This is a genomic window from Komagataeibacter xylinus (assembly GCF_031081985.1).
GTDB classification, from domain to species: domain Bacteria; phylum Pseudomonadota; class Alphaproteobacteria; order Acetobacterales; family Acetobacteraceae; genus Komagataeibacter; species Komagataeibacter xylinus_E.
The window spans coordinates 53,336-74,199 of the sequence record NZ_JARWSK010000008.1 but is presented as its reverse complement, the minus strand read 5'-3'; the positions used below and the strand labels follow the sequence as shown (position 1 = coordinate 74,199).

General features: G+C 61.7%; 20 protein-coding genes. 17 read left to right on the top strand and 3 right to left on the bottom strand.

Annotation, left to right across the window (positions count from 1 at the left end; all coding sequences use genetic code 11):
- Window positions 1-288 precede the first annotated feature (288 nt).
- From QEG70_RS14480 to QEG70_RS14430, 12 genes are all read left to right on the top strand, one after another.
- Window positions 289-5,388: a lactate dehydrogenase gene (locus tag QEG70_RS14480; protein WP_308721284.1), complete on the top strand. Its 5,100-nt coding sequence runs from the start codon at window positions 289-291 to the stop codon at window positions 5,386-5,388.
- A gap of 177 nt (window positions 5,389-5,565) precedes the next feature.
- A complete protein-coding gene (locus tag QEG70_RS14475) occupies window positions 5,566-7,491 on the top strand; it encodes a ParB/RepB/Spo0J family partition protein (RefSeq protein WP_308721283.1) in 1,926 nt (641 codons plus the stop codon).
- Window positions 7,492-7,673: 182 nt separating this feature from the next.
- Window positions 7,674-8,012 carry a hypothetical protein gene (locus QEG70_RS14470; protein ID WP_048852535.1) on the top strand — a complete coding sequence of 113 codons (339 nt, stop codon included), beginning with the start codon at window positions 7,674-7,676 and terminating at the stop codon, window positions 8,010-8,012.
- A complete protein-coding gene (locus QEG70_RS14465) occupies window positions 8,005-8,418 on the top strand; it encodes a hypothetical protein (protein WP_048852536.1) in 414 nt (137 codons plus the stop codon). The genes QEG70_RS14470 and QEG70_RS14465 overlap by 8 nt, the downstream gene beginning before the upstream one ends.
- Before the next feature lie 158 nt (window positions 8,419-8,576).
- Window positions 8,577-9,608 carry a phosphoadenosine phosphosulfate reductase domain-containing protein gene (locus QEG70_RS14460; RefSeq protein ID WP_082086151.1) on the top strand — a complete coding sequence of 344 codons (1,032 nt, stop codon included), beginning with the start codon at window positions 8,577-8,579 and terminating at the stop codon, window positions 9,606-9,608.
- 31 nt (window positions 9,609-9,639) lie between these two features.
- Window positions 9,640-9,948 (top strand): DUF5983 family protein, encoded by a 309-nt coding sequence (locus QEG70_RS17025; RefSeq protein WP_475704684.1) that lies wholly within the window; start codon window positions 9,640-9,642, stop codon window positions 9,946-9,948.
- A gap of 123 nt (window positions 9,949-10,071) precedes the next feature.
- A complete protein-coding gene (locus tag QEG70_RS14455) occupies window positions 10,072-10,587 on the top strand; it encodes a DUF3085 domain-containing protein (RefSeq protein WP_308721282.1) in 516 nt (171 codons plus the stop codon).
- A gap of 218 nt (window positions 10,588-10,805) precedes the next feature.
- Window positions 10,806-10,961, top strand: coding sequence for a hypothetical protein (locus QEG70_RS14450; RefSeq protein WP_010512122.1), 156 nt, complete (start codon window positions 10,806-10,808; stop codon window positions 10,959-10,961).
- A 74-nt stretch (window positions 10,962-11,035) separates the two neighbouring features.
- Window positions 11,036-11,935 (top strand): ArdC family protein, encoded by a 900-nt coding sequence (locus QEG70_RS14445; RefSeq protein WP_048851746.1) that lies wholly within the window; start codon window positions 11,036-11,038, stop codon window positions 11,933-11,935.
- Window positions 11,936-11,980: 45 nt separating this feature from the next.
- The gene (locus QEG70_RS14440) at window positions 11,981-12,376 is read left to right on the top strand and encodes a hypothetical protein (protein WP_048851747.1); all 396 of its coding nucleotides are present in this window, start codon (window positions 11,981-11,983) and stop codon (window positions 12,374-12,376) included.
- Window positions 12,373-12,762, top strand: coding sequence for a hypothetical protein (locus QEG70_RS14435; RefSeq protein ID WP_048851748.1), 390 nt, complete (start codon window positions 12,373-12,375; stop codon window positions 12,760-12,762). Before QEG70_RS14440 ends, QEG70_RS14435 begins: the two co-directional genes overlap by 4 nt.
- Window positions 12,759-13,265, top strand: coding sequence for a hypothetical protein (locus QEG70_RS14430; protein WP_048851749.1), 507 nt, complete (start codon window positions 12,759-12,761; stop codon window positions 13,263-13,265). Before QEG70_RS14435 ends, QEG70_RS14430 begins: the two co-directional genes overlap by 4 nt.
- On the opposite strand, the gene QEG70_RS14425 is transcribed toward QEG70_RS14430, so the two are convergent.
- Complete coding sequence (locus QEG70_RS14425; protein WP_308721281.1) at window positions 13,262-13,774, bottom strand: hypothetical protein; 513 nt, start codon at window positions 13,772-13,774, stop codon at window positions 13,262-13,264. The genes QEG70_RS14430 and QEG70_RS14425 overlap by 4 nt on opposite strands.
- Before the next feature lie 357 nt (window positions 13,775-14,131).
- Between QEG70_RS14425 and ssb the strand changes: the two genes are divergently transcribed.
- From ssb to QEG70_RS14400, 5 genes are all read left to right on the top strand, one after another.
- On the top strand, window positions 14,132-14,602 hold the full coding sequence (gene ssb, locus QEG70_RS14420) for a single-stranded DNA-binding protein (RefSeq protein WP_113596144.1): 471 nt from the start codon (window positions 14,132-14,134) through the stop codon (window positions 14,600-14,602).
- Between the two features lie 580 nt (window positions 14,603-15,182).
- Window positions 15,183-16,382 (top strand): DUF3991 and TOPRIM domain-containing protein, encoded by a 1,200-nt coding sequence (locus QEG70_RS14415; RefSeq protein WP_308721280.1) that lies wholly within the window; start codon window positions 15,183-15,185, stop codon window positions 16,380-16,382.
- A gap of 182 nt (window positions 16,383-16,564) precedes the next feature.
- Window positions 16,565-17,023, top strand: a complete 459-nt coding sequence (locus tag QEG70_RS14410) for a hypothetical protein (protein WP_239648408.1) — start codon at window positions 16,565-16,567, stop codon at window positions 17,021-17,023.
- Window positions 17,020-19,071: an ATP-dependent helicase gene (locus tag QEG70_RS14405; protein ID WP_048851753.1), complete on the top strand. Its 2,052-nt coding sequence runs from the start codon at window positions 17,020-17,022 to the stop codon at window positions 19,069-19,071. The genes QEG70_RS14410 and QEG70_RS14405 overlap by 4 nt, the downstream gene beginning before the upstream one ends.
- 130 nt (window positions 19,072-19,201) lie before the next feature.
- Complete coding sequence (locus QEG70_RS14400; protein ID WP_048851754.1) at window positions 19,202-19,636, top strand: hypothetical protein; 435 nt, start codon at window positions 19,202-19,204, stop codon at window positions 19,634-19,636.
- Here QEG70_RS14400 and QEG70_RS14395 read toward each other — a convergent pair.
- A complete protein-coding gene (locus QEG70_RS14395) occupies window positions 19,630-20,211 on the bottom strand; it encodes a nuclease-related domain-containing protein (protein ID WP_082086056.1) in 582 nt (193 codons plus the stop codon). The genes QEG70_RS14400 and QEG70_RS14395 overlap by 7 nt on opposite strands.
- Window positions 20,212-20,389: 178 nt before the next feature.
- The gene (locus QEG70_RS14390; RefSeq protein WP_308721279.1) at window positions 20,390-20,803 is read right to left on the bottom strand and encodes a winged helix-turn-helix transcriptional regulator; all 414 of its coding nucleotides are present in this window, start codon (window positions 20,801-20,803) and stop codon (window positions 20,390-20,392) included.
- Between the last annotated feature and the right edge of the window lie 61 nt (window positions 20,804-20,864).

The window sequence follows — 20,864 nt, the reverse complement described above, 5'->3', positions numbered from 1 at the left end:
TCCGCAAAGTCATTTAGGGATTGGCACCAGCTCGGCCAGCACGCCGCAAGGGGTAGCTCCTCCCCGTGCTCGGCGTCTGCGTCGCCTGCGCGCGGGTCCGGTGCTGCCGCTACGCGGCACCCTTGCCCCGCACTGCCCGACCCGGTTGCAATGAGAACTGAAGGAAAGAGTAATCAGGCGACACAACCTGATTAGCAAGCCCGTTCCTGACATCCCGAAAACCTAACCCGGAAACACCCCGGCCTGCAGAAGCAGTGCCGGGCGCCGGCGTTTGTACGGAGCACGGCCATGTCGTTTCAGCTCAACCTCTTCGGTACAACCGCTCTCGCAGATACCCAGAACGACCTTTTCTGGGGCGAACTTGAAGGTGAAGACGGCACCTCCCCTGTCTCGCCCGTCACACCGGCCCCGATGACCCTTCCCCAGATCGACTTTCATATGGTGACCAACCGAAGTCTCGCTGACACCTGGAAACAGCGGGCCCGTGACAATGCACTGGCTATCGCGCTGCTCAAGGAGATCGAAGAAGCAGACCGAAACGCCTCTTCTCCCGAACAGATCGTCCTGTCACGCTTCATCGGCTTTGGAGCAGGAGAACTGGCGAACAACCTGTTTCCATCCGGGAGCGATAGCCCCCGCCCAGGCTGGGAAGAGTTTGGCGAAGCGATCCATGCCTCCACAACAGACGTTGAAAGGGCAGGACTGAAGCGCGCGACACAATATGCGCACTTTACCCCTGAATTGATTGTGCACGCGCTCTGGAACAAAGTGCTGCGGATGGGCTTCAGAGGCGGTTCCGTGCTTGAACCCGGCTGTGGGACCGGTCTTTTCATCGCGGCCCGACCGGAAAGGCTCGAGGGACGCATCGCCTTTACCGGGATCGAGAATGATCCGATTACGGCAAGGATTGCGCGCAGGCTCTATCCGAACCAGTGGATCCGCAGCGAGGATTTCACGACAGTGAAGCTCGCAGACGGGTATGATCTTGCGATCGGTAATCCACCCTTTTCCAATCGCACCGTGCGTGGCCCGGAAGGTCTGGGACGGCTTGGCCTGAGCCTGCATGATTTTTTCATTGCCCGATCCGTCGAGGCACTCCGCCCAGGCGGCATCGCAATCTTCGTGACGTCCCGCCATACGCTGGACAAGACGGACAGCACCGCGCGCCGGACCATTGCCGACATGGCTGACCTCGTGGGGGCGATCCGGCTCCCCGCCGGGGCAATGCGCGATGACGCTGGCACGGACGTGGTGGTGGACGTACTGGTGTTCCGCAAGCGCATGATCGGCGACATGGTCGATGACGAGACCTGGCTGGAAACCGGCGCCCTTGCGAATAGCGACCATGGTAACGGTCCGCTCCTCGTCAATCGCTACTTCCTCGACCACCCGGAGCAGGTGCTTGGCCGTCACGGCTGGACCACCACCCAGTTCGGTCCCGATTACACATGCGACGCGCGTGCCGACGGCAGGCTCGATGTGATGTTGCCCGAGGCCCTGGACCGGATCGGGCAGGACGTGCGCTTTCCGGAACCCCTGGACCAGCGCATTGTCCGGCCGGCGGGAGCCGGTGTGCTGGTCGGCACGGCTGCCGATGGCGCCCAGTTGAAAGAGGGCTCCTACTTCGTCACGAAGGGCGTCCTGCAGCAGATCTGCGACGGACAGGCCGCCACGGTCGCCATCAGGAAGGGGCATCAGAAGGACGGCCTCTTCCAGAAGCATGCCCGGATCATTACCGCGCTGATACCCGTCCGGGATGCGGCACGCGCGGTCCTGCGGGCGCAGATGGAGAACCTGCCCTATGGACGCCTGCAGGGTGATCTGAAGCGTGCCTATTTCAGCTTTGTCCGGCAGTTCGGCCCGATCAACCTGATGAGTGTGACAGTCAGGATCGATCCGGAAACCGGGGTCGAAAACGAAACCCAGCGGCGACCAAACCTGACGCCATTTTACGATGATCCCGACGTCTGGCTGGTCTCGTCCATCGAGGAATACGACGAGGCGACACAGAAAGGCCGGATGGGACCGATTTTCTCGGAACGGGTCATTCATGCGCCTGCCGAACCCGAGATCCATTCCGCCCACGACGCCCTGGCCGTCTGCCTGCATGAAACAGGCGGCGTGGAAATGCCGCGGATCGCGGAACTCATGGGACAGTCCGAAGCTGAGGTCGCGGCCGCACTGGGGGATGCGGTCTATCTCGATCCGGCACGGAGTGTGGACGGTCGCGATGTCTGGGTCACGACTGATGAAATGCTCTCCGGCGCCGTGCGGACCAAGCTGGAAGAGGCACGCGATGCAGCCCGGATCGATGGACGCTACGCCCGGAACGTGACGGCGCTGGAAGCCGTCCAGCCAGCCGATCTGCGTCCGTCGGAGATCACCGCGCGCCTTGGCGCTCCCTGGTTGCCGGTCAGTGACATCATCGCCTTTACCGCCGAGGTGCTCGGGGTCGAAACGGTCATCTATCACGCGCCTGCTGTCGCCTGCTGGACCGTGGAGAAACGGGCGTTCATGGGCAAGGCCGAGGCTACGTCAGTCTGGGGAACGGAACGGCGACATGCCGGCGAACTGCTGGAAGATGCCCTGACGCAGGCATCGCCAAAGATATGGGATGTCTGGCGTGATGGCGATGGCAATGAGCACCGCGAACTGAACACACAGGAGACCGAAGCCGCAAAGGAAAAACTGGCGGCGATCAGGCGTGCGTTCGAGACATGGGTCTGGCAGGATAGCGATCGGGCCGAGAGGCTGGTCAGGCTGTATAACGACACCTACAACAACCTCGTGGCTCGCGCGTTTGATGGCTCCCATCTGCGCCTGCCCGGTGCAAGCACCACGATCAGCCTGCGCCCCCACCAGAAACGGGTCATCTGGCGGATCATCGCCGCGGGCGGCACGTATATCGCGCACGCGGTCGGCTCCGGAAAGACCTTCTCGATGGTTGCGGCCGTCATGGAGCAGAAGCGGCTTGGGCTGATCAGCAAGGCGATGATCGCCGTCCCCGGTCACTGCCTCGCCCAGATGGCCCGCGAATTCCTCATGCTCTACCCGACCGCACGGATCCTCGTCGCCGACGAGACGAACTTCGTGAAGGCAAAGCGCCAGCGGTTCCTCGCCCGGGCCGCGACCGGAAACTGGGACGCGATCATCATCACGCATGACGCATTCAGGTTCATCCCGGTGGAGGGGGATTTCGAGCGCCAGATGATCGAGGCGCAGATCGCGTCTTACGAGGAAGTGCTGGAAAGCGTCGACGCGGCCGACCGCCTGTCGCGCAAGCGGGTCGAGAGCATGAAGGAGAAGATGCAGGCGAAGCTGGAAGGCCTTTCCGCTCGAAAGGACGATCTCGTGCATCTGGGAGAGATTGGCATCGACCAGATCCTCGTCGATGAAGCGCAGCAGTTCCGGAAGCTGAGTTTTGCAACCAACCAGTCCGACCTCAAGGGGGTCGATCCGAACGGCTCGCAGCGGGCCTGGGATCTCTTCGTAAAGACGCGCTATCTGGCGGCAAAAAATCCGGAACGTCCGCTAATCATGGCGTCCGGCTCCCCCATCACCAATACGCTCGCCGAAATGTGGACGGTCAGCCGCTATATGGATCTTGAGGCGCTGCAGAAGCGCTACCTGCATGAATTCGATGCCTGGGCAGCCAATTTCGGCGAAACCCGTACCGAACTGGAACTGCAGCCAAGCGGGCTTTACAAGCCGGTCACGCGCTTCACCGAGTTCGTCAACGTCGCCGACCTCATGGCGATGTATCGCGACTTCGCGGATGTCGTGCAGCACGATGACCTGCGCCAGTACGTGAATCTGCCAGCGATCCGGGGCGGACGTCGCGAGATTATTGTCGCACCGACAAACGATAACTTCAGGGCCTACCAGAAGACGCTGGCGGCCCGCATCAACGCCATCGAAGCACGCCAGGGGCGTCCCCAGAAGGGCGATGACATCCTCCTGTCCGTCATCACGGATGCCCGTCACGCCGCGATCGACCTGCGCTTCGTCGCCCCTCTCGCCGCGAATGACGATACATCGAAGCTCAACCTGATGATCGGGAACGTGTTCCGGATCTGGCAGGAGACATCGGAAAGCCGTTACAGCGATCCTGAAACCGGTCGGCCGTACGACCTGCCGGGGGCGGTGCAGATGATCTTTTCGGATCTGGGCACCGAGAGCGCGATGGAGACACGCGGTTTTTCCGCCTATACGTGGATCCGCGATGAACTGATCCGCCTGGGCGTGCCGCGCGCGGAAATCGCGTTCATGCAGCACTACAGGAAGAGTGCGGCGAAGCAGAAGCTGTTCGGTGATCTCAATGCCGGCCGCAAGCGGATCCTGATCGGCTCGACGGCGACCATGGGCACCGGCGTCAACGCCCAGCAGCGCCTCAAGGCCCTGCACCATCTCGACGTGCCGTGGCTGGTCTCCGACATCATCCAGCGCGAGGGACGCATCGAGCGGCAGGGCAACCAGCACGCGGAAATCGAACTCTACGCCTATGCCCAGCAGGGTTCTGTTGACGCGACCAACTGGCAACTCCTCGAACGCAAGCAGCGCTTTATTGGCCTTGCGATGTCAGGTGACCGTTCCATCCGCCGGATTGAGGACATTGGCGGGGAAGGGGGAAACCAGTTCGCCATGGCCAAGGCGCTCGCCTCAGGCGATGCCCGGCTGATGCACAAAGCCGGGCTGGAGGCCGATCTTGCGCGGCTCGAGAGACTCGCGGCCGCCCATTATGACGACCAGTTCGCCGTAAAACGTGCCATCGACCGGGCCGAGCGTGAGATTGCGGGCGCGGAGCGCCAGATCCCGCTTATCGAGGCGGATATTGCCAGCCGTCAGCCCACGAAGGGGGATGCGTTCGTACTGCGTCGGGACAAGGGGGATGTCAGCGAACGTGAGAAGGCCGGGTCATGGCTCCTGTCACAGGTCCGCCTGGCGGCGAAGAACGGCGAGGCAGGGGTCTGGAACCTCGGACGCATCGGTGGGTTCGCCGTCATGTGCGAAGCTGGGCCTGGCCGTCGCGTGCGCGGCGAAAAGCGCCCGGTCGACGTGACGCTGTTTGTGGAAGCGCGCTCGGGTCGCATTGAGATTGTCATCGAGGACGACACGAAGGGCCTTGGGCTGACCTCGCGTCTTGAACATGCGCTGCTTCGGATCGATGACGCGCTCCGTGACGCAATCCTGATGCGGGAGGAAGCGCAGCGTCGCCTGCCATCATACCGGGCCCGTCTGGGCCTGCCGTTCGCGGAACAGGCGATGCTTGATGAAAAGCGTGCTGAGCTGAAAGCGCTGGAAGACGATCTGGCGGCGACCGCGACCGATGAAGACCCGGTGCATGACGACACCGAGGACAGGGAGAAGGAAGAAGAGGCGGCAGCCTGAGAAGGGCTGCCATCTCCGGTCAGGCGCCGCAAGGGGTGGCGCCTCCCCGTGCTCGGCGTCTGCGCCGCCTGCGCGCGGGTCCGGTGCCGCCGCTGCGCGGCGCCCTTGCCCCGCCAGCCCGGTGCTGGCCGCCGGAGTGCATCAGGAAAGGCGTCCTGAGAACACGGAGTAAAAACCATGGAACTGCGCGAAGTTGATCCGAAAACCCTGCTCGACAACCCCGAAAACCCGCGGAAATCCACGCCCAACGAGACGGAAGAGCGCCAGCTGGCGCTGAACGTCAAGGCCGTCGGGATCATCCACCCGCCCCTGGTCCGCGAAACTCCTGACGGCCTGAAGATCGTTGCGGGGCATCGCCGCCGGCGTGCCGCGGTCAAGGCCGGCCTGAAAACCATTCAGGTGACGGTGGCAGGCGACGATGCGGAACTGGACCGGATGCGTGCCGCATCGGAGAACATGATCCGTCAGCCCATGACCCAGGTTGAACAGTGGCGGGTCGTTGCCAGGCTCCGGGAGGAAAAAAAGTGGAATGACACCGCGATCTGCAAGGCGTTGATGCTCACACCGGTGCAGCTGAAGCAGATCGGCCGCCTGTCTGCCATCCTGCCTGAGATTCTGGCGTGGATCGAGGCGGGCAAAGGTCCCGACAATCGTGAACTGGCGAGCATCGCCCTTGCGTCAACCGCGCTGCAGGAACAGGTCTGGGGCCATTTCGGGTTCCCGGTTGGCTCGTCGCCGCCCGAGGATGTCGAAGCCTGCGAAGATGAGGGCGAGCAACTGCCCGACGGAAATTGGGAACCCGGTGCTGCCATCCCCGATTGGGACCGGATTGCGTCAGCCCTGCGGCAGGACCGTTTTTATGCAATCGAGGCCTCGTTTGATGACGCCATTGCAAAAAGCTGCCGGATCGCCTGGCAGGAAGATCTGTTCGGTGAAGCCGGGAAGGACGGCCGTTATACCGATGACGGCCTCGCCTATGAGAAGGCGCAGCGCCAGTGGTTGGGTCAGAACACGCCTGAAGACGCATTGATCCTCCAGAGCGACGAGAACGGCGAGCCGGTCTTCGAACCCGGCATGGTGCGGATCTACTGGCAGCGCGAGGGCGCCACGAAATTCTTCTGGCTCGATCATCGCCTGAAGGTTCGCGAGGGCTGGTGTGTCCTGCCGGGCAGCGAGGCGGCAGGTCGCGTAACGCCGTCCGCCGTCATTGAAGCCCTGCCCGAAGGGTCACGGGAACGGGCGGATATCTCGGGGCGCGGTTTTGACATGATCGGCAGTTTCCGCACCCAGGCGCTGCATGCCGCATTGGACGGCATGCGGGGCTCTGCCGATCCATGGGTCTTGGTCGGGCTGATGATCGCGGCCCTCAACGCGCAGAATGTCCGGGTGGATGGGGATTCCAACGCACACTACCCGCAGCGCCGTCCGTCACGCCGGCTCGTAGCTGCTGCCGGGCTGTTCCAGGATGGCGAGATGGCGCTGGACGAGGCGCTCCTGCGTGGCGCGGCTGTCGACGTGCTGAAAGCCGTGCTGTCCTGCGAGAAGAACGCGACGAATAGCGGCGACTGGGGTGTCCTGGTCGGCCATATCGTGAAAGCGGACGACCATCTGCCCGCCATGGCGGATGAAGACTTCCTGAAAACGCTCAGTAAGTCCGGCATCACGAAGGCCATAAAGGCGGAAGGTATCCTGCCGCGCAATACCGGCAAGGAAATGCGCCGCGCCCTGATGGACCATGTCGGGCAGGGGATCTGGGTGCATCCTGCAGCGCGTTTCCAGGTCGATGTCGCAGCGCTGAATGCCACCTTCGCGGAAGCGCTCGCCCCGACATCCGAAGCGGATGACGATGATGGGGACCTGGCGCATGACGACGATACCGAGTTGGAAGACGACGTGGATGCTGGTGCGCCGACGGATGGCCCGGGAACCGATGATCTTGCCGCGACGGGCATTGAGTTCGATGAAGTGACCGACACGCCCGCAGACCTGGCGGCAGATCAGGGGGATGATGTGCCGCATGGCAGGGCTGAAAGTCCGGCTCCGCCATCGCAGACACCTGAAGAATTCCTCAGGACGCATGTTGAGTTTGTAGGTTTCAGCTGAGCGAGGCTGTTGCCGCCGTGATGCTCTGGCTCACGGCCCGCCGTCCCAATGGTGAGATCGGGCGGTGAGCCAGCAACGGCCTCAGGCAGGACGTCGACCGGGAAATTCTGCGATGCGCCCCCACCGGGCTTATCCAGAACGTCAGGTTACGCGTTCACCTGCGTCGGCGAAGGAGAACCGTGATGACCCATGACTACATGACGGAAAAGCGTCTGATCGGCAGGTATGTGGTTGAACTGGGCTTCCACCCGGATGGTGGGGTTCTGATCCGAACGCCTGAAATCTATCCGCCCGCGGCCCGCCGATGGCGGGGGCCCTATGAAAGCGTGGAGGCGGCAGTAGTCGAATTTTCCGCTTTCACGGCGGTTCCCAGAGTCACGTCGGCCGAGCTGGCCCGGCTGAGAGAGCGTGGCTCTGTCGCCGAAATCTGCGGAAAGGACGTGATGGTGTGGTACTGCCCATGGCGCGAAGCCAAGACACTGAGCGAATTTGTCCTGGTAAGGGAGGACGGCAATGCCTGATTTTCGTGTCACGCTGGTTGAGCGCCTGTTTGAAGCCGATGCCGGCGATTTCAGGGTCACGGCGACGGACGCTGAGGCTGCTGCGCGGATCGTCCTCAATGCCGTCCCCGACAGTGTAGACTCTGACGGGATCCGGACCACCATTCTGCCTGACGGTCAGGAAGTGGACCTCGAGGTCGAGGAAGTCGTCCATGGCGAGATCGTGGCCATGGTCCACGATGCCGGGACCGGCGTGCTGCAGGGACAGTTTGGGTTTTCCCTTGTTTTCAGCCCGGGCCGAGAGGCAGCCGCCGTTCTCGCCAGAGTGATGGATCGTGTCCTTGCGGATGACGGTGAGCGGGACACCCATGCAGCCTGCTTGCTGCTGCGCCGGTATCTGCACGAATACCTGAACGCGGACGCGTAGGAAAAGCAGGAATACACAGGAAAAAAATATGCCCGAAGGGCCATCGCGCGTCAAACGGTGGCTCTTGTCCCGCTCCGCGGGCCTGCGATGCCGGCGCACGCGCCGCGTTTGACCCGCGATATCCCTTCGGACCGCCAGAAGACATTCAGACAAGGAGAATGTCCATGGTGACCGCAAGCCTGTCATCCCGTCAGGGAACCGTCGTGCCGGAGCCCGGAGAGATACCTGATCTGGCGCGTTATGATCACGTCATCGTCGCCTGTTCCTTTGGCAAGGATTCCCTCGCCAGTACCCTGCACCTGCTCGAAAAGGGCGTGGCGCCGCAGCGCATCGAGTTGTGGCACCATCGTGTGGACGATGACGGGGACGTTTTTGACTGGCCACATGTGCCCGATTACGGGCGGCATCTGGCTGCAGCCCTTGGCGTCAGGCTGTATTTTTCCGCGCGCCGGGGCGGGATCGTGCGGGAAATGCTGCGCGAGAATGCGCCGACCGCACCGGTCTGGTTCGATACGCCGACGGGGCGGGTCACTGTCGGTGGCAAGGGACCGCCCAATACGCGACGCCGCTTCCCGCAGGTTTCGGCGAACCTGTCGGTCCGCTGGTGTTCCCCATACGCCAAGATCATGGTTGCGGATGGCGCCCTGCGGAACCAGGCGCGCTTCAGTCATGCCCGGACCCTGTTTGTAACCGGAGAACGCGCGGCGGAATCCGCGAACCGTGCCCGCTACGCTGTCTTTGAGCGGCACCGGGCAGACTGTCGTGATGGTCGGATCCGACGGCATATCGATCACTGGCGGCCGGTACATGCCTGGAGTGAAGCGGATGTCTGGCAGATCCTGCGTCGGCATGGCGTGATTCCGCCGCTTCCCTATCAACTCGGGTTTGGCCGTCTGTCCTGCCTGGCATGTGTATTCATGTCTGCTGATCAGGCTGCAACGCTGCGGCACATGGACCCGGATCGGTTCGCCCGGCTGTGTGAGTGGGAACGCGCATTTGGCTGCACCATCCGACGCGACCGGGACCTCGGCACGCTGGCCAGCGGCGGCACGGTTTATGGCCCCGTGCGCCAGCACCCGGGTCTGGTGCGCCGCGCGCTCTGCCACCGCTGGCGTGGCCGTGTCCTCACATCCCCCGAACAATGGGTCCTGCCCGCCGGCGCATTCGGCGAGAGCGCCGGGCCGGTCTGACCCGCCTCATCCTGAAGCAGGGAGAAACCCGATGTTAGCGCCTTTCCAGATCCGGAAATTCCTCGACCTAAGCACCGGTCATCTCCCCCTGTCGGACCGTGGACACCTTGAGAGATATGCAAGGTCAGGTGGTTCCTTTGGCCTCACCTGCCTGTCCGGCCCGCACGGATGGTTTGTCCATGTCCCGCTGGATCCATACTCCCATGATTGGCCGGGGTCGCGGTCACTGCGGACCATTCTCGCCCTAGCCCGGAATCACGACTGTGATTACGTCCTGTTTGATGCGGACGGCCCGGTCGATGCTTCGCTTCGTTTCTTTGATGATGATGAAGATGAATGACCGGCAACGGCATCGGGCGTCCCTTGGGCCAGAGGCGCCGGTTGTTATTTCTTAAGGCGGGATACTTCGGTGTCCCGCCTTTTTTTGTGTCCTCGAAAGGGACATACACAAAGGAATACTGCGATGAAACTGCATTTCGACCATGCCCTCGTGGCGCGTCTTCTTGCTCATGCGCAAGCCGCGAGCGAACATTCCCCTACCTATGATCAGCTTGTTGACCCGGCCTTTCTCAAGGCTGGCGTATCGTCGCGCCATCCGACCGGTGCGGATGTCGACCGTACCAGAATACCGGCAGGACTTATGCTGGTCGGCGATCATGGGGTGTACCTGATGTCGAATGGTTATCCGGGCCTCAGTGATGCCGAGGGGCAGGCGAACCTTGTCGCCTATGCTGTCGAAGCGGACCCGCGCACATGTCCTGACGACTGGTACGATGTCAAACGCGCATCGTTTGGCGGTGACGATGGCGCGGAATTTCTTTCCGCCGATACCATCCGTAAGGCACTGAAGGCGACTGCGGGCAATCGTTTGTGGATTGATGTCACGCCTGCGCGGATCAGTTGCCCCTATCTGGCATCCCCGCAAAAAGCCCGATCCGGACAACCGGATGGCGGCTCTGGAAAGGCCAAATCTGAATAAAAATATAATAAAAATAAAATATAGAAATAAATGAAATAGTAAAGAAAGGAGGCAGGCACCACAGTCCAGCCTGCCGCGCAAGGTGTGGCTCCTCGCCGTGCGCGATGGCTGCGCCATCTGTGCGCGGCTCCGGTGCCGCCGCTGTGCGGCGCCCTTGCCCGCCAGTCTGCCCTGCGGTCGCCGGAAGGGGTCGAAACCCCCGAAAAAAGGATCTGGAAATGGCACAGAACCGCATTGCGCCGCCGTCCCGCCCCGCCGTCGAAATCGCCAAATTCGTCGCCATCGTGCTCCTCTGGACGGCCTCCATGGTCACTTTCCTCCTGCTGCCCGACGTCTTCCTCGATCCGTGCACGGGCATCATCGATCTCAGGTGACACCACCACCTCGCCATTCGCTGCCCATCCGCGCCGCCCTTCGGGGCGGCGTCTGCACTTTCTGGAGACTGATCATGGCCAGAACTGAACGTACCGACATCCACCAGTGCGTCACTGACCGCATCATCCGCGAACTTGAAGCGGGAACCGTGCCATGGGTCTGCCCGTGGAGCCGCACGAAATGCGGCATTGCCCTGCCGCGTAATGCCGCGACCGACCGGGCCTATTCCGGGATCAACATCCTGATGCTGTGGGGTTCGGTAGAGATGCAGGGGTTTTGTACCCAGAAATGGCTGACGTTCCGCCAGGCGCATGCGCAGGGCGGCAATGTCAGGAAAGGCGAGAAGGGAACGACTGTATTTTATGCCGACCGTTTCACGCCAAAATCGGAAGCAGGTTCCGACGAGCCACGCCAGATCCCGTTTCTAAAGCGGTTTACGGTGTTCAATCTTGACCAGTGCGAGAACCTGCCGGAGAGCATGGTCGCGCCGACCGCGCCGTTGCCGGAACGCGAAATCGTGCCGCACGCGGAAGCGCTGATGACCGAAACCGGGGCGGACATTCGCATCGGTGGTGACAAGGCATTTTATGCCCCGGATGCGGACTTCATCCGGGTTCCGCCCCAGCAGTCCTATTTCAACCAGATCGACTGGTACCGAACCGTCTTTCACGAGATCGGGCATTGGACCGGGGCCGAAAGCCGACTGGCGCGCACCTTTGGCAGGCGGTTTGGGGACCATGCCTACGCGGCCGAGGAACTGGTCGCAGAGATGACATCTGCTTTCGTATGCGCGGAACTGCAGATCGAGCCGACGGTCCGCCATGCTGATTACATCGGGAACTGGCTGGAACTGCTGAAGGCTGACAAGCGCGCCATTTTCACCGCAGCGAGTGCTGCTTCAGCCGCGGCCCAATACATTTTCAGCTCATCGACACGTCAGCCATCCGTCGAGGACGTGGCTTCTGCCGCCTGAAACCCAACCCTGAAAATATATGCGCCCGCAAGGGCGCGCTGAGTGATGGAGTTCATCATGCCAGTCTTTGCCCTGATTGCCACTCCCGCCGTGCGCATCCGTTCCGACGGCTGCACCATCCTTAAGGCGCTGCCGATGGAACACCTTGGTGCACGGGGGATGACAGAAGCCCGGACGCTCGCGGAAATCTCGACTGCCGTAACGCTTTACGGTGAGAGGATCGCCGACGCGCATCCAGGGCGCTCATTTTCCATCAGTGTGCATATCCGTCGGGGCGATCGTAAGCCACGTGGCTTTGATGCGGCTTACCGCACTGGCGCCCTGGGGACGGACAGATGGGTTCTCATGGTCGATAACGACGCTGATGGCGCGCGGATCCTGCATGGACGATCCGCAGCCGAAACCGGAAACATGGCGTCCTGCAAAGGAGACGTGGCATGATCCGCCAGTATTATACGTCTCCATTTCAGGGCGGTAATAACCCGCTCCGGGTCGGGACCATTGCCAGTGGAACCATCTTCCGTCTTCCGGCTCCTGTTTCGGGGCGTCCCTATCGGACCCGGCCGTGGATCGTGGAATGTTTTCTGAACGGCACGATGGGGGCGGCTGCGCTGAACCCCGTCACGGGTCTCTGGGAAGACCGTTATATGCGAGGCCGCTCGGATCTGGTCGTATTGCGTAGCCTCGCCGATGCCCGCCGTGTGACCGTGGCAGTGCGCTATCTGGAAAGGATGAATGAAGAGGGCCTGGGCGAGGGGCATTATCCGGATCTGCCGGATGTGAACCGCTTTCATAACGGCTATCGATGCCGGAGCCAGGTGTCATGACGGCGGGACCGATCCTGTGCGAGTGGCTTCGGATCCCGCCTTTAGACCCGGCTCTCCTGAAACCCACCCAATGGGCGACGGCCCAGCAAAAGGCAAAGCTTGGTAATGCGATCCTGCGGTTCATCGCACTCGGAATGCCCGCAGAAAAATTTACCCCGGCCCTGTATAACCGGCTGAGCAATATGTTCGGATTTATCGCGCATTATAATCGGACCGGCTTCGCGCAGACATGGTTCGACAATGCAGCCACACGGCGCGATTTCCTCGATCAGGTTGCGCGATATCCCTGCTGGGGCGACCCGACTTTTGTCTGGTCGGATGTAGAGAAGGAAATCGGGCAGCGTGTCCGGGAAAACCTGCTGGTCGAGGCATGGACGACCCGCGCCCGCGAGGAACAGGTTGCGCGCGAGAAAGCGGAGATGGCCCGTCTGCAGGCAAAGCATGGCGGAACAGTGATGGCAGCGGATGCACCCGTGCCCACCGTGCAACTCGGGCTGCTCTAGCCTTGGGCCATGCGCCAGGAGCCATGTCCGTCGAGGCACCGGCCCAGGAACACCAGTGCGGCACGCGGATATTTCCGGATTTCCAGAACGCTGCCGGTGGGTACCTCCATGTGGTAGGCGCCGATCCGGGCGGCGTAATGCGGCTGGCCGCGCAGGAATTTTATGCCCTTGCCGGTGCGAACTGCCTGCCGTGGACCAAAAACGCCCACAACGTGACGGCCACCGAGGTAAATATCGGCGTTGAACTGGCGCCACAGCGGTGCCCGGACATCCTGCTCGTCGACTTCGACCTGCACGGTGCAGCAGTCATGCCATGCATCTGGCGTGCCATTCACGCCATACAGGGTCTGGCAGAGCTGGCGGATCGCCGGCTCATGTTCGGGCAGGAAGGACCAGCCGATTTCCTTGCCGAGAAAACGTCCCCTGTAACGCCGGGCCTGGACTGCCAGTTCGGGATGAAAGTCGGCCTTCAGGGTGATGCGTCCTTCCGACGCAGTAATCACGGCCATGATGAACTCCCAATGTAGAGACAGGGAAATTCTAGGACGACTATCATAATTGTACAAGAATAAATGACGCGATTATGAGCGAAATAGAAAAATAAAACAGAAATCAAAATCCAAAAGCATGACCTCGGCCCCTGCCGGGTCTCTGACCTGGTTTCTGCGGTCTGAAGCGGTCGTCGTCGGGCGCAACCCCCAGGCCTGCGGTCGGGGCGGCACCGTGAAGCCGCATGCGCGGCTTCCGCACCACTGCCGCCCCGAGGGGTTGCGCCCGCCGCCTGAGGCCCGCTTCCGCGAGACCGCACCAGGTCAGAGATCCGGCAGGCGCCGGAGACGACCAGGAAGGAAAAAAGGAACAAGACCATGAGCCAGTCAGTCAATCGCGCCATCATCATCGGTCACCTGGGCCGGGATCCGGATCTTGCCGCACGCAGGGAAGGGGAGGGCAAAATCGCATCCTTCGGCGTGGCGACAAGTGAAACCTGGACCGATCGCGCCAGCGGTGAGCGCCGGGAGAAAACCCAGTGGCACCGCGTCGTCTCTTTCAACGATCACCTTTCAGCCGTGATCGAACGTCGGTGCCAGAAGGGAACGCTGGTCTATGTCGAAGGCCATCTCGAGACACGCAAATGGACCGACCAGCAGGGACAGGACCGTTATGTGACCGAGATCATCATTGATCGGTTTGATGGAAACCTGAAGGTGCTGGCCAATGGTCGAAGCACTGGCGATGGACGTTTTGATGAAGAGCGTCCCTCGCGGAGCGCTGCACAGCGCCCCGTTCCTGCCGCAACTTCCAACGCGCAGGAATTGGATGACGAAATCCCGTTTTAGGCCGCGCGGTGTTCCGGGTCGTCAACGACCCGGAGCATTTTGCCCGTTCAGGGAGAAGAAAGTGCGGTTTCTGCCGCGCCAGTTCCCGTCATGAATACTTGTGAGGACTGACAGGCCTGATGGCGCGGGCGATCGGGAAAGCCTGTCGGCCGACACCGGAACGCCGGTCGTCCGTCCACATCGGGGATGAACTGTGTCTCTCCTGTTTCTCCATCGACCTTTATACGGGCTCGTGAACCTTATTTTTTCGTCAGTCGCATGATGTGGGCGCAGGCAGGATCCTCCACAGGGAGTATCTGACGTCGTGAATGCCCGCTCGTCCATAGTCCCGGTAATGCGTGCGCAGTGGCGCGGGCACGTGCCGTTTGCTGCCGCGCGTAAACTGCGGCCATTCGTGCGTCCTGTATTCTTTTGCAGTTCACGCAGAATAAAAATCCTCAACGCGGATCATCAGGACGCAATATCTCGACGAACCATACAGAGGTCGTCGTGTGTTTCCGCGCGATCATCTCAAATACTCACCGTAAATACCGGAGCGGTCTGAAACACAATCCATGCTGTTCGTGAAGGAGTGTCTTTCATGGCTTACACGTCTTCCCCAGAAGCACAGCAAAGAGAACTTGATGAGCTTCGCAATGCTGTAAACTGCGCCGTTGTTCTGGAGAAAGCCGGGTTCCGGCTGGATCGGCAGGCTACCGCGCAGCGTTCCGCCCGTAACCTGAAATTTCGCCGTGACAGTGAGGCCATTATTGTCAATCACGATGGCAAGGGCTGGTGGGACCCGAAAGGCGACGGCAAGGGCGATGTCTTCAAGCTTGTCCAGTATCTCGATCCCTCGAAGAACCTCGGTCATGTCAGGCAGGAACTTCGCGCCCTGGTCGGCAGGAGCCCGACGCTCGAAGTTGTCGAGCGTACGAAGGGAGCCGCTGACAGACCGCGGCGCGATCCCGCTAAACTGTGGAACCGTCGCACCGCACCCGGGCAGGGGACGGCTGCATGGCGCTATCTGACGGAGATCCGTGGGTTGCCCGACCATATTATCGCGATTGCCGGACAGCAGGGGGCGCTGAAGGAAGGCCCGCACGGAACCGCCTGGTTCGGCCACCGGGATGCGGACGGGCAGTTCACCGGGATGGAAATGCGGGGGCCGGATTACAAGGGGTTTTCGACAGGCGGCGTTGGCAAGCGTCTCTTCGGTTTCCGGGCCGACGGGGGAGAAGAACCCGTGACGCGCCTTGTCGTCACCGAGGCGGCCATTGATGCACTGTCCTTTGCAGCACTCGATCGCTTCCACAAAGGAACGCTCTATACCTCGACGGGTGGCGGCATGAGCCCAGAGAGCGAAGCGAACCTGAAACGGGTCATGATGCAGGTCGCCGCCCAGCCTGAAGCGCGACTGGTTGTTGCCGTTGATAACGACCTGCAGGGGGATCGTTATGCCGGGAAATTCGCTGCGATGGCACAAGACGTCGGTCTCTGGTCAGGACGGGTATCTCCGAAGGGGCCCGGAGAGGACTGGAACGCGGTCCTGAGGACCCGCAGGGAAGGAATGCAGGCAGGTTCTGTTCCCGTTGCGCCCTTGTGCCGCCTGTCCGAAGTCCTGGGTTCAGGGTCGAAAGCGCAACCGGAGACGGTTTCCCCGTCATGGCTGGGTCAGGCCGAGGCACACGGCACGCAGCGGCCGCCGCGGGTTTCGGACGCCTCATTGCCTGCTTCGTCTGAACCTGTCGGGAAGCCTGCCGGACCACGGTCAGGTTCATCGCCGGGGCTGTCCTTGTGAACCAGCGTGAGTCCTTTGGGCTCACCGGACAGACGGCATCGCGGGCTGCAGGCTTTGTCCGAACATATGCGGGCCTGTGTGCATGCACGAACGGCCCTGCTGCCAGGGGCGACGGATATGCGGAAATACGTGGCGCGTCGATTGCGGGGCAACGCGCGGCCTCGATGGCTCGAGGCCGGGACTTGGCAGGCCGCATTGCCTCCTTCGCCGACGATCACGGGATGATCGTCATTTACGGCTGGCATGCCACAGAGGTGGGCGCCGAACGGTCCTGCGCGCAGGATCATCTCACACAGGAGAGGGTCATGGGATATGTTTCAGACTATGCGGATCGGGGGATCGCGCGTCTGGCGATGAAGGCAGACCTTGCACGGACGTTTGCCCGCTCGCGCCCGGCTCGAGGCATCTGGAACCGCCACCTGCGCCAGCGTTTGGCGCAGGCAGAAGATGATCCCCCGATACCGCAAAGTGCAGTCCGCCTCTACGAGCGGCTGGGCTGTCCTGTCGGCCTGGTTATCGATGGACGCTGGGAAGGTCAGCTTGGGAACTGGGATCTTTCCTATCCGGCGACGATCCTGCTCTCGACCGGTAAGATCACTACCACCCCGGGTTGCGTGGCGGAAGGGCTGGAAGAGCTATGACCGGTGATCTTCCCGTTCCGCGCGCGCTTGCGCCAGTCCTTGACAGTCTGACGCCAGAACAGCGGCGTGCGGCGATGGCACTGGGATATGTTCTGGTTCTGGCAGGGGCAGGCACCGGCAAGACCAAAACCCTGACAGCCGGGGTCGCAACCCGCGTCGAACTGCATGGCATGGTTCCTGGCCAGATCCTCTGTGTAACCTTTACCAACAAGGCTGCCCAGGAAATGCGCAAGCGCATCGGAGACGTTCTTGGGCCGTACTCGGTACCGACATGGCTTGGAACTTTTCATGCCCTGGCCGCCCGACAGCTACGGGCCGAGCCTGAAGTGGCGCAATTGCGCAGCGGCTTTGATATTCGTGACGGCGAGGACAGTCTCGCCATCGTCCGCCGCCTGATCAGGACTGTCCCGAAGGAAAAGCTTCCCGTGCCGCAGGAGGGAGCGCCAGGAGACGCGAGACAGATCAAAAAAATGGCCGAGCGGATTGCGCGGCTGAAAGAGGATCTAATCACACCGGTGGCTGCTTTCGCGCATGTTGAAAGCCTGATCGGCAGGCGGCAGTCGGCGAATCTCCATGTGGATCACGAAAGCTGGCGCTTTGTCGTCAGGTTGTATGGTCGTTACCAGACGATCCTGCGCGAGCAGAACGCGGCGGATTTTGGTGATCTGCTGATGTGGCCGACCCTCGCGATGCTGCATGATGCGGCATACCATCGCCGGTGGTCCGCCCGTTTTACGGCCGTGATGGCGGACGAGTTTCAGGATGTGAACCGCGCCCAGTACCTGTGGCTCACGTTGCTCAGCAGGACGTCTGGTGAACTGTTCTGTGTGGGTGATGATTCCCAGAGCATCTATTCCTGGCGGGGGGCGAAAGTCGGCTTTCTGCGGAACTTCCCGCGTGAATTTCCTGCTGTGAAGACGTTCAAGCTCGAGGAGAACTTCCGTTCCACCAGCAATATTCTTGATGCGTCGAATGCGGTGATTTCATTTGACCCGTCGCGGATCGAAAAGACACTGTTTACACGTCGGGGCGAGGGCCTCCCGATCGAGGTTCTGGGGTTCTCCTACGCCACCGAGGAAGCTGCGGCGATCATCCGGGAGATTGGCCGTCGCGCAGCGACCGGCGTCGCCTGGCATGACATGGCTATCATTTACCGCCAGAACCGGCTCTCCCGAACGCTGGAGGAAGCATTGCTCCACGCTCGTGTTCCCTACGAGATCATCGGGGATATGGGTTTCTATCGGCGTACCGCCGTCAAGGACGCTCTGGCCCTGCTGACGCTTTGCGCATGGCCCGATGAGCGCAGGTCGGACGAAGCCTTTCGGCGGATGGCCAACCGGCCCCCGCGGGGCCTTGGTGCCAGGGGCCTGGGGAAAATCGAGATAGAGGCTTCGGCAGGTGGTCAGTCGCTATGCGCGGCGGCCACACGGACCCGTCTGTCCCCGAGATGTGCCGTGGCGTTGCAGGGATTCGTCCAGATTCTCAGACAGATCGGATGTCGGGAAGGGGAAAGCCTTGGGGAGCGCCTTACCGGCCTGCTCGAGGCAACAGGGTATCTGGACATGCTGCGGGCTGATGATTCGGATGAAGCGGCAACCCAGCGCGAAAACCTCGCGGAACTGATCGAACTGGCCCAGGGTTTCCGGCGCGTGGAACACCTCATCGAACATGCGGCACTGGCAGGCGGAGCACCTGGAGAAAAAGGTCGTGATCGCGTTCAGCTCATGACCATGCACCGGTCGAAAGGACTGGAATTCCGGCATGTCTTTCTTCCTGCGTGGGAAGAGGCGATTTTCCCCGGTGCGATGTCGCGCAATCCCGGAGAGGAGCGTCGCCTTGCCTATGTGGCGCTGACCCGGGCCATGGAGCAGGCCACGATCACGTTCTGTGATTATCGCCAGGGCGGATCTTCCCGTCCGAGCCGGTTCATTGACGAAATTCCACTCGAGAACCGGGTCAGCAGCTGGAATCATGGCAGGAACGAACCACGTCAGTCTGACACCCGTTGGAGGCAGGTTGATCAGGAACTGAATGCGCTTGGCTTGTGAATGCGGACAATGCATGCTTCGGCAGCGGCGACATGCGTTCGCGTGGCCGGGGCATTGCACCAAACAGGCTGGTTCCGTCCGACGCTTCGGTCTTAAATTGCTTTTCTTTTGGTCGAAGGACGTCTGCTTTATGGCGAAAAAGCCGGTGCCGCCGATTGAGCCCGATGACTGGGATGATGACGAGGCGGTCTTCCTGCAGCCCTTGGAGCCACCGCCGCCCGTCCGGGATCCGACGGATCTCAGGCTGCATACGCGCCAGCTCGCCGACCTTCTCCGGGCCAGATTTCCCGACAGATGGATCGGTGTGGAAATCGGCACGCTTCCGCTTCGGTGTGAGGACGACCTGTTCTCCGATTTCATCGACCTTGGAGATGGCCTCGGGGTTCGCCTTGATTATGATCCCGAGGAGCCGGAGCGTGTACTCTGGATCAGTGCGGGCAACCGTGACCATGGTGGTGAGCCGCTCGATTTTCCCCGCGATAGTGAGGCCTGTCGCGGGCGTATGCTTTCAACTGCGGAAATCGCGGAACTGCTCGATTTTCTCGACAGGGAGGCCGCTTACTGATGCCTGCTGGCATGGCAGGCCAGCCCGATGCGCCGCCATGCGTCAGTCAGTGTGCCCCGCGGCACGTTGCGCTCAAGACCATGTAGCAGGGTTTCCAGCTCGGAAAGGGAAAGGGTGCAGGCGACAAGCGCAGGTGACAGGACCGCAGTTCCCGTCATCACGACGTGGCTGAAGACCTGGATGGTCGGGTCCAAGAGGCGGGCCAGCGCGTAGACGGCCCGGCAATGGGCGGCATTCTGCATCACCGGGCTGTAAATCAGCCGGGGCGGGACGTCGGGCGCCTCGCCCGCGAAACGCTGCCGCCACCGTTCATCTTCCGGGTGTCCGGTCAGTTCGCCGCCATACCGCTTTGTCTCCACGACATGGATGCCCCGCGGGCTGAGGAACAGGTGGTCAATCTGGGTCGTCCTGCCGTCACCCGTCGGCAGTATGGCGTCGTGCAGCACGGCCAGGCCGCTCCGGTCGAGCACATGGGCTACGGCGCTCTCTCCTTTCTCGCCCTGGATGGCGGCGCGAAAGGATCGCCAGACCTGCGCCTCATGGGCCGTCAGGCGGCAGCTGCCGGAAGGCTTCACGCGATGACGTCGAAGTCTTGCCACGCAGTCTTCCCCTGTGGTTCCACGGTCCGATAGCATGTCCCGTATATCTGTCCATCATGCGACTGCAGCTGGATGTATTGGGAACCGTGTATGTTCCGGGTGAGGGGCCGGGTACATGTCTGCAGCGTGGATGCGGATCACCAATAGTGCCCGCTCAACCGCCAGCCTGAATGCAGGAGACCGGACAATCGGCGGCAGGCTCGTCCAGTTCCGCAGGGGATTCAGGATCCCGTCTGAACCCGGTATTCTCGTCCCCCCATTTCTTGAGGGCCATGATGACCGGCTCTAGGGTCCGCCCCCGCGGCGTCAGGCTGTATTCCACCTTCGGGGGCACCTCGGCGTAGACCGTCCGCAGGACAAACCCGTCCTGCTCCAGTTCGCGGAGCTGCGCCGTCAGCATGCGCTGGGTGATATTGGGCAGGCGCCTGCGGATCGCGTTAAAGCGCAGGGTTCCCTCGAGCAGGTGGTAGAGGATCACTCCTTTCCATTTCCCGTCGATCAGCTGAAGCGTCGCTTCAACGGCACAGCCGGGACTGCAATCAAGTGATTTATGCCGGATACGGGCCATGACGGTATCATTTCCGATACTATGGGCGTTAAAAGTGCGTTCTTGTCCGAACCTAGCATAA

Bases quoted from the DNA above. Each gene is read 5' to 3' on its own strand.
- QEG70_RS14480 (WP_308721284.1), top strand. From the start codon at position 289: ATGTCGTTTCAGCTCAACCTCTTCGGTACAACCGCTCTCGCAGATACC.
- QEG70_RS14475 (WP_308721283.1), top strand. From the start codon at position 5,566: ATGGAACTGCGCGAAGTTGATCCGAAAACCCTGCTCGACAACCCCGAA.
- QEG70_RS14470 (WP_048852535.1), top strand. From the start codon at position 7,674: ATGACCCATGACTACATGACGGAAAAGCGTCTGATCGGCAGGTATGTG.
- QEG70_RS14465 (WP_048852536.1), top strand. From the start codon at position 8,005: ATGCCTGATTTTCGTGTCACGCTGGTTGAGCGCCTGTTTGAAGCCGAT.
- QEG70_RS14460 (WP_082086151.1), top strand. From the start codon at position 8,577: ATGTCCATGGTGACCGCAAGCCTGTCATCCCGTCAGGGAACCGTCGTG.
- QEG70_RS17025 (WP_475704684.1), top strand. From the start codon at position 9,640: ATGTTAGCGCCTTTCCAGATCCGGAAATTCCTCGACCTAAGCACCGGT.
- QEG70_RS14455 (WP_308721282.1), top strand. From the start codon at position 10,072: ATGAAACTGCATTTCGACCATGCCCTCGTGGCGCGTCTTCTTGCTCAT.
- QEG70_RS14450 (WP_010512122.1), top strand. From the start codon at position 10,806: ATGGCACAGAACCGCATTGCGCCGCCGTCCCGCCCCGCCGTCGAAATC.
- QEG70_RS14445 (WP_048851746.1), top strand. From the start codon at position 11,036: ATGGCCAGAACTGAACGTACCGACATCCACCAGTGCGTCACTGACCGC.
- QEG70_RS14440 (WP_048851747.1), top strand. From the start codon at position 11,981: ATGGAGTTCATCATGCCAGTCTTTGCCCTGATTGCCACTCCCGCCGTG.
- QEG70_RS14435 (WP_048851748.1), top strand. From the start codon at position 12,373: ATGATCCGCCAGTATTATACGTCTCCATTTCAGGGCGGTAATAACCCG.
- QEG70_RS14430 (WP_048851749.1), top strand. From the start codon at position 12,759: ATGACGGCGGGACCGATCCTGTGCGAGTGGCTTCGGATCCCGCCTTTA.
- QEG70_RS14425 (WP_308721281.1), bottom strand. From the start codon at position 13,774: ATGGCCGTGATTACTGCGTCGGAAGGACGCATCACCCTGAAGGCCGAC.
- ssb (WP_113596144.1), top strand. From the start codon at position 14,132: ATGAGCCAGTCAGTCAATCGCGCCATCATCATCGGTCACCTGGGCCGG.
- QEG70_RS14415 (WP_308721280.1), top strand. From the start codon at position 15,183: ATGGCTTACACGTCTTCCCCAGAAGCACAGCAAAGAGAACTTGATGAG.
- QEG70_RS14405 (WP_048851753.1), top strand. From the start codon at position 17,020: ATGACCGGTGATCTTCCCGTTCCGCGCGCGCTTGCGCCAGTCCTTGAC.
- QEG70_RS14400 (WP_048851754.1), top strand. From the start codon at position 19,202: ATGGCGAAAAAGCCGGTGCCGCCGATTGAGCCCGATGACTGGGATGAT.
- QEG70_RS14390 (WP_308721279.1), bottom strand. From the start codon at position 20,803: ATGGCCCGTATCCGGCATAAATCACTTGATTGCAGTCCCGGCTGTGCC.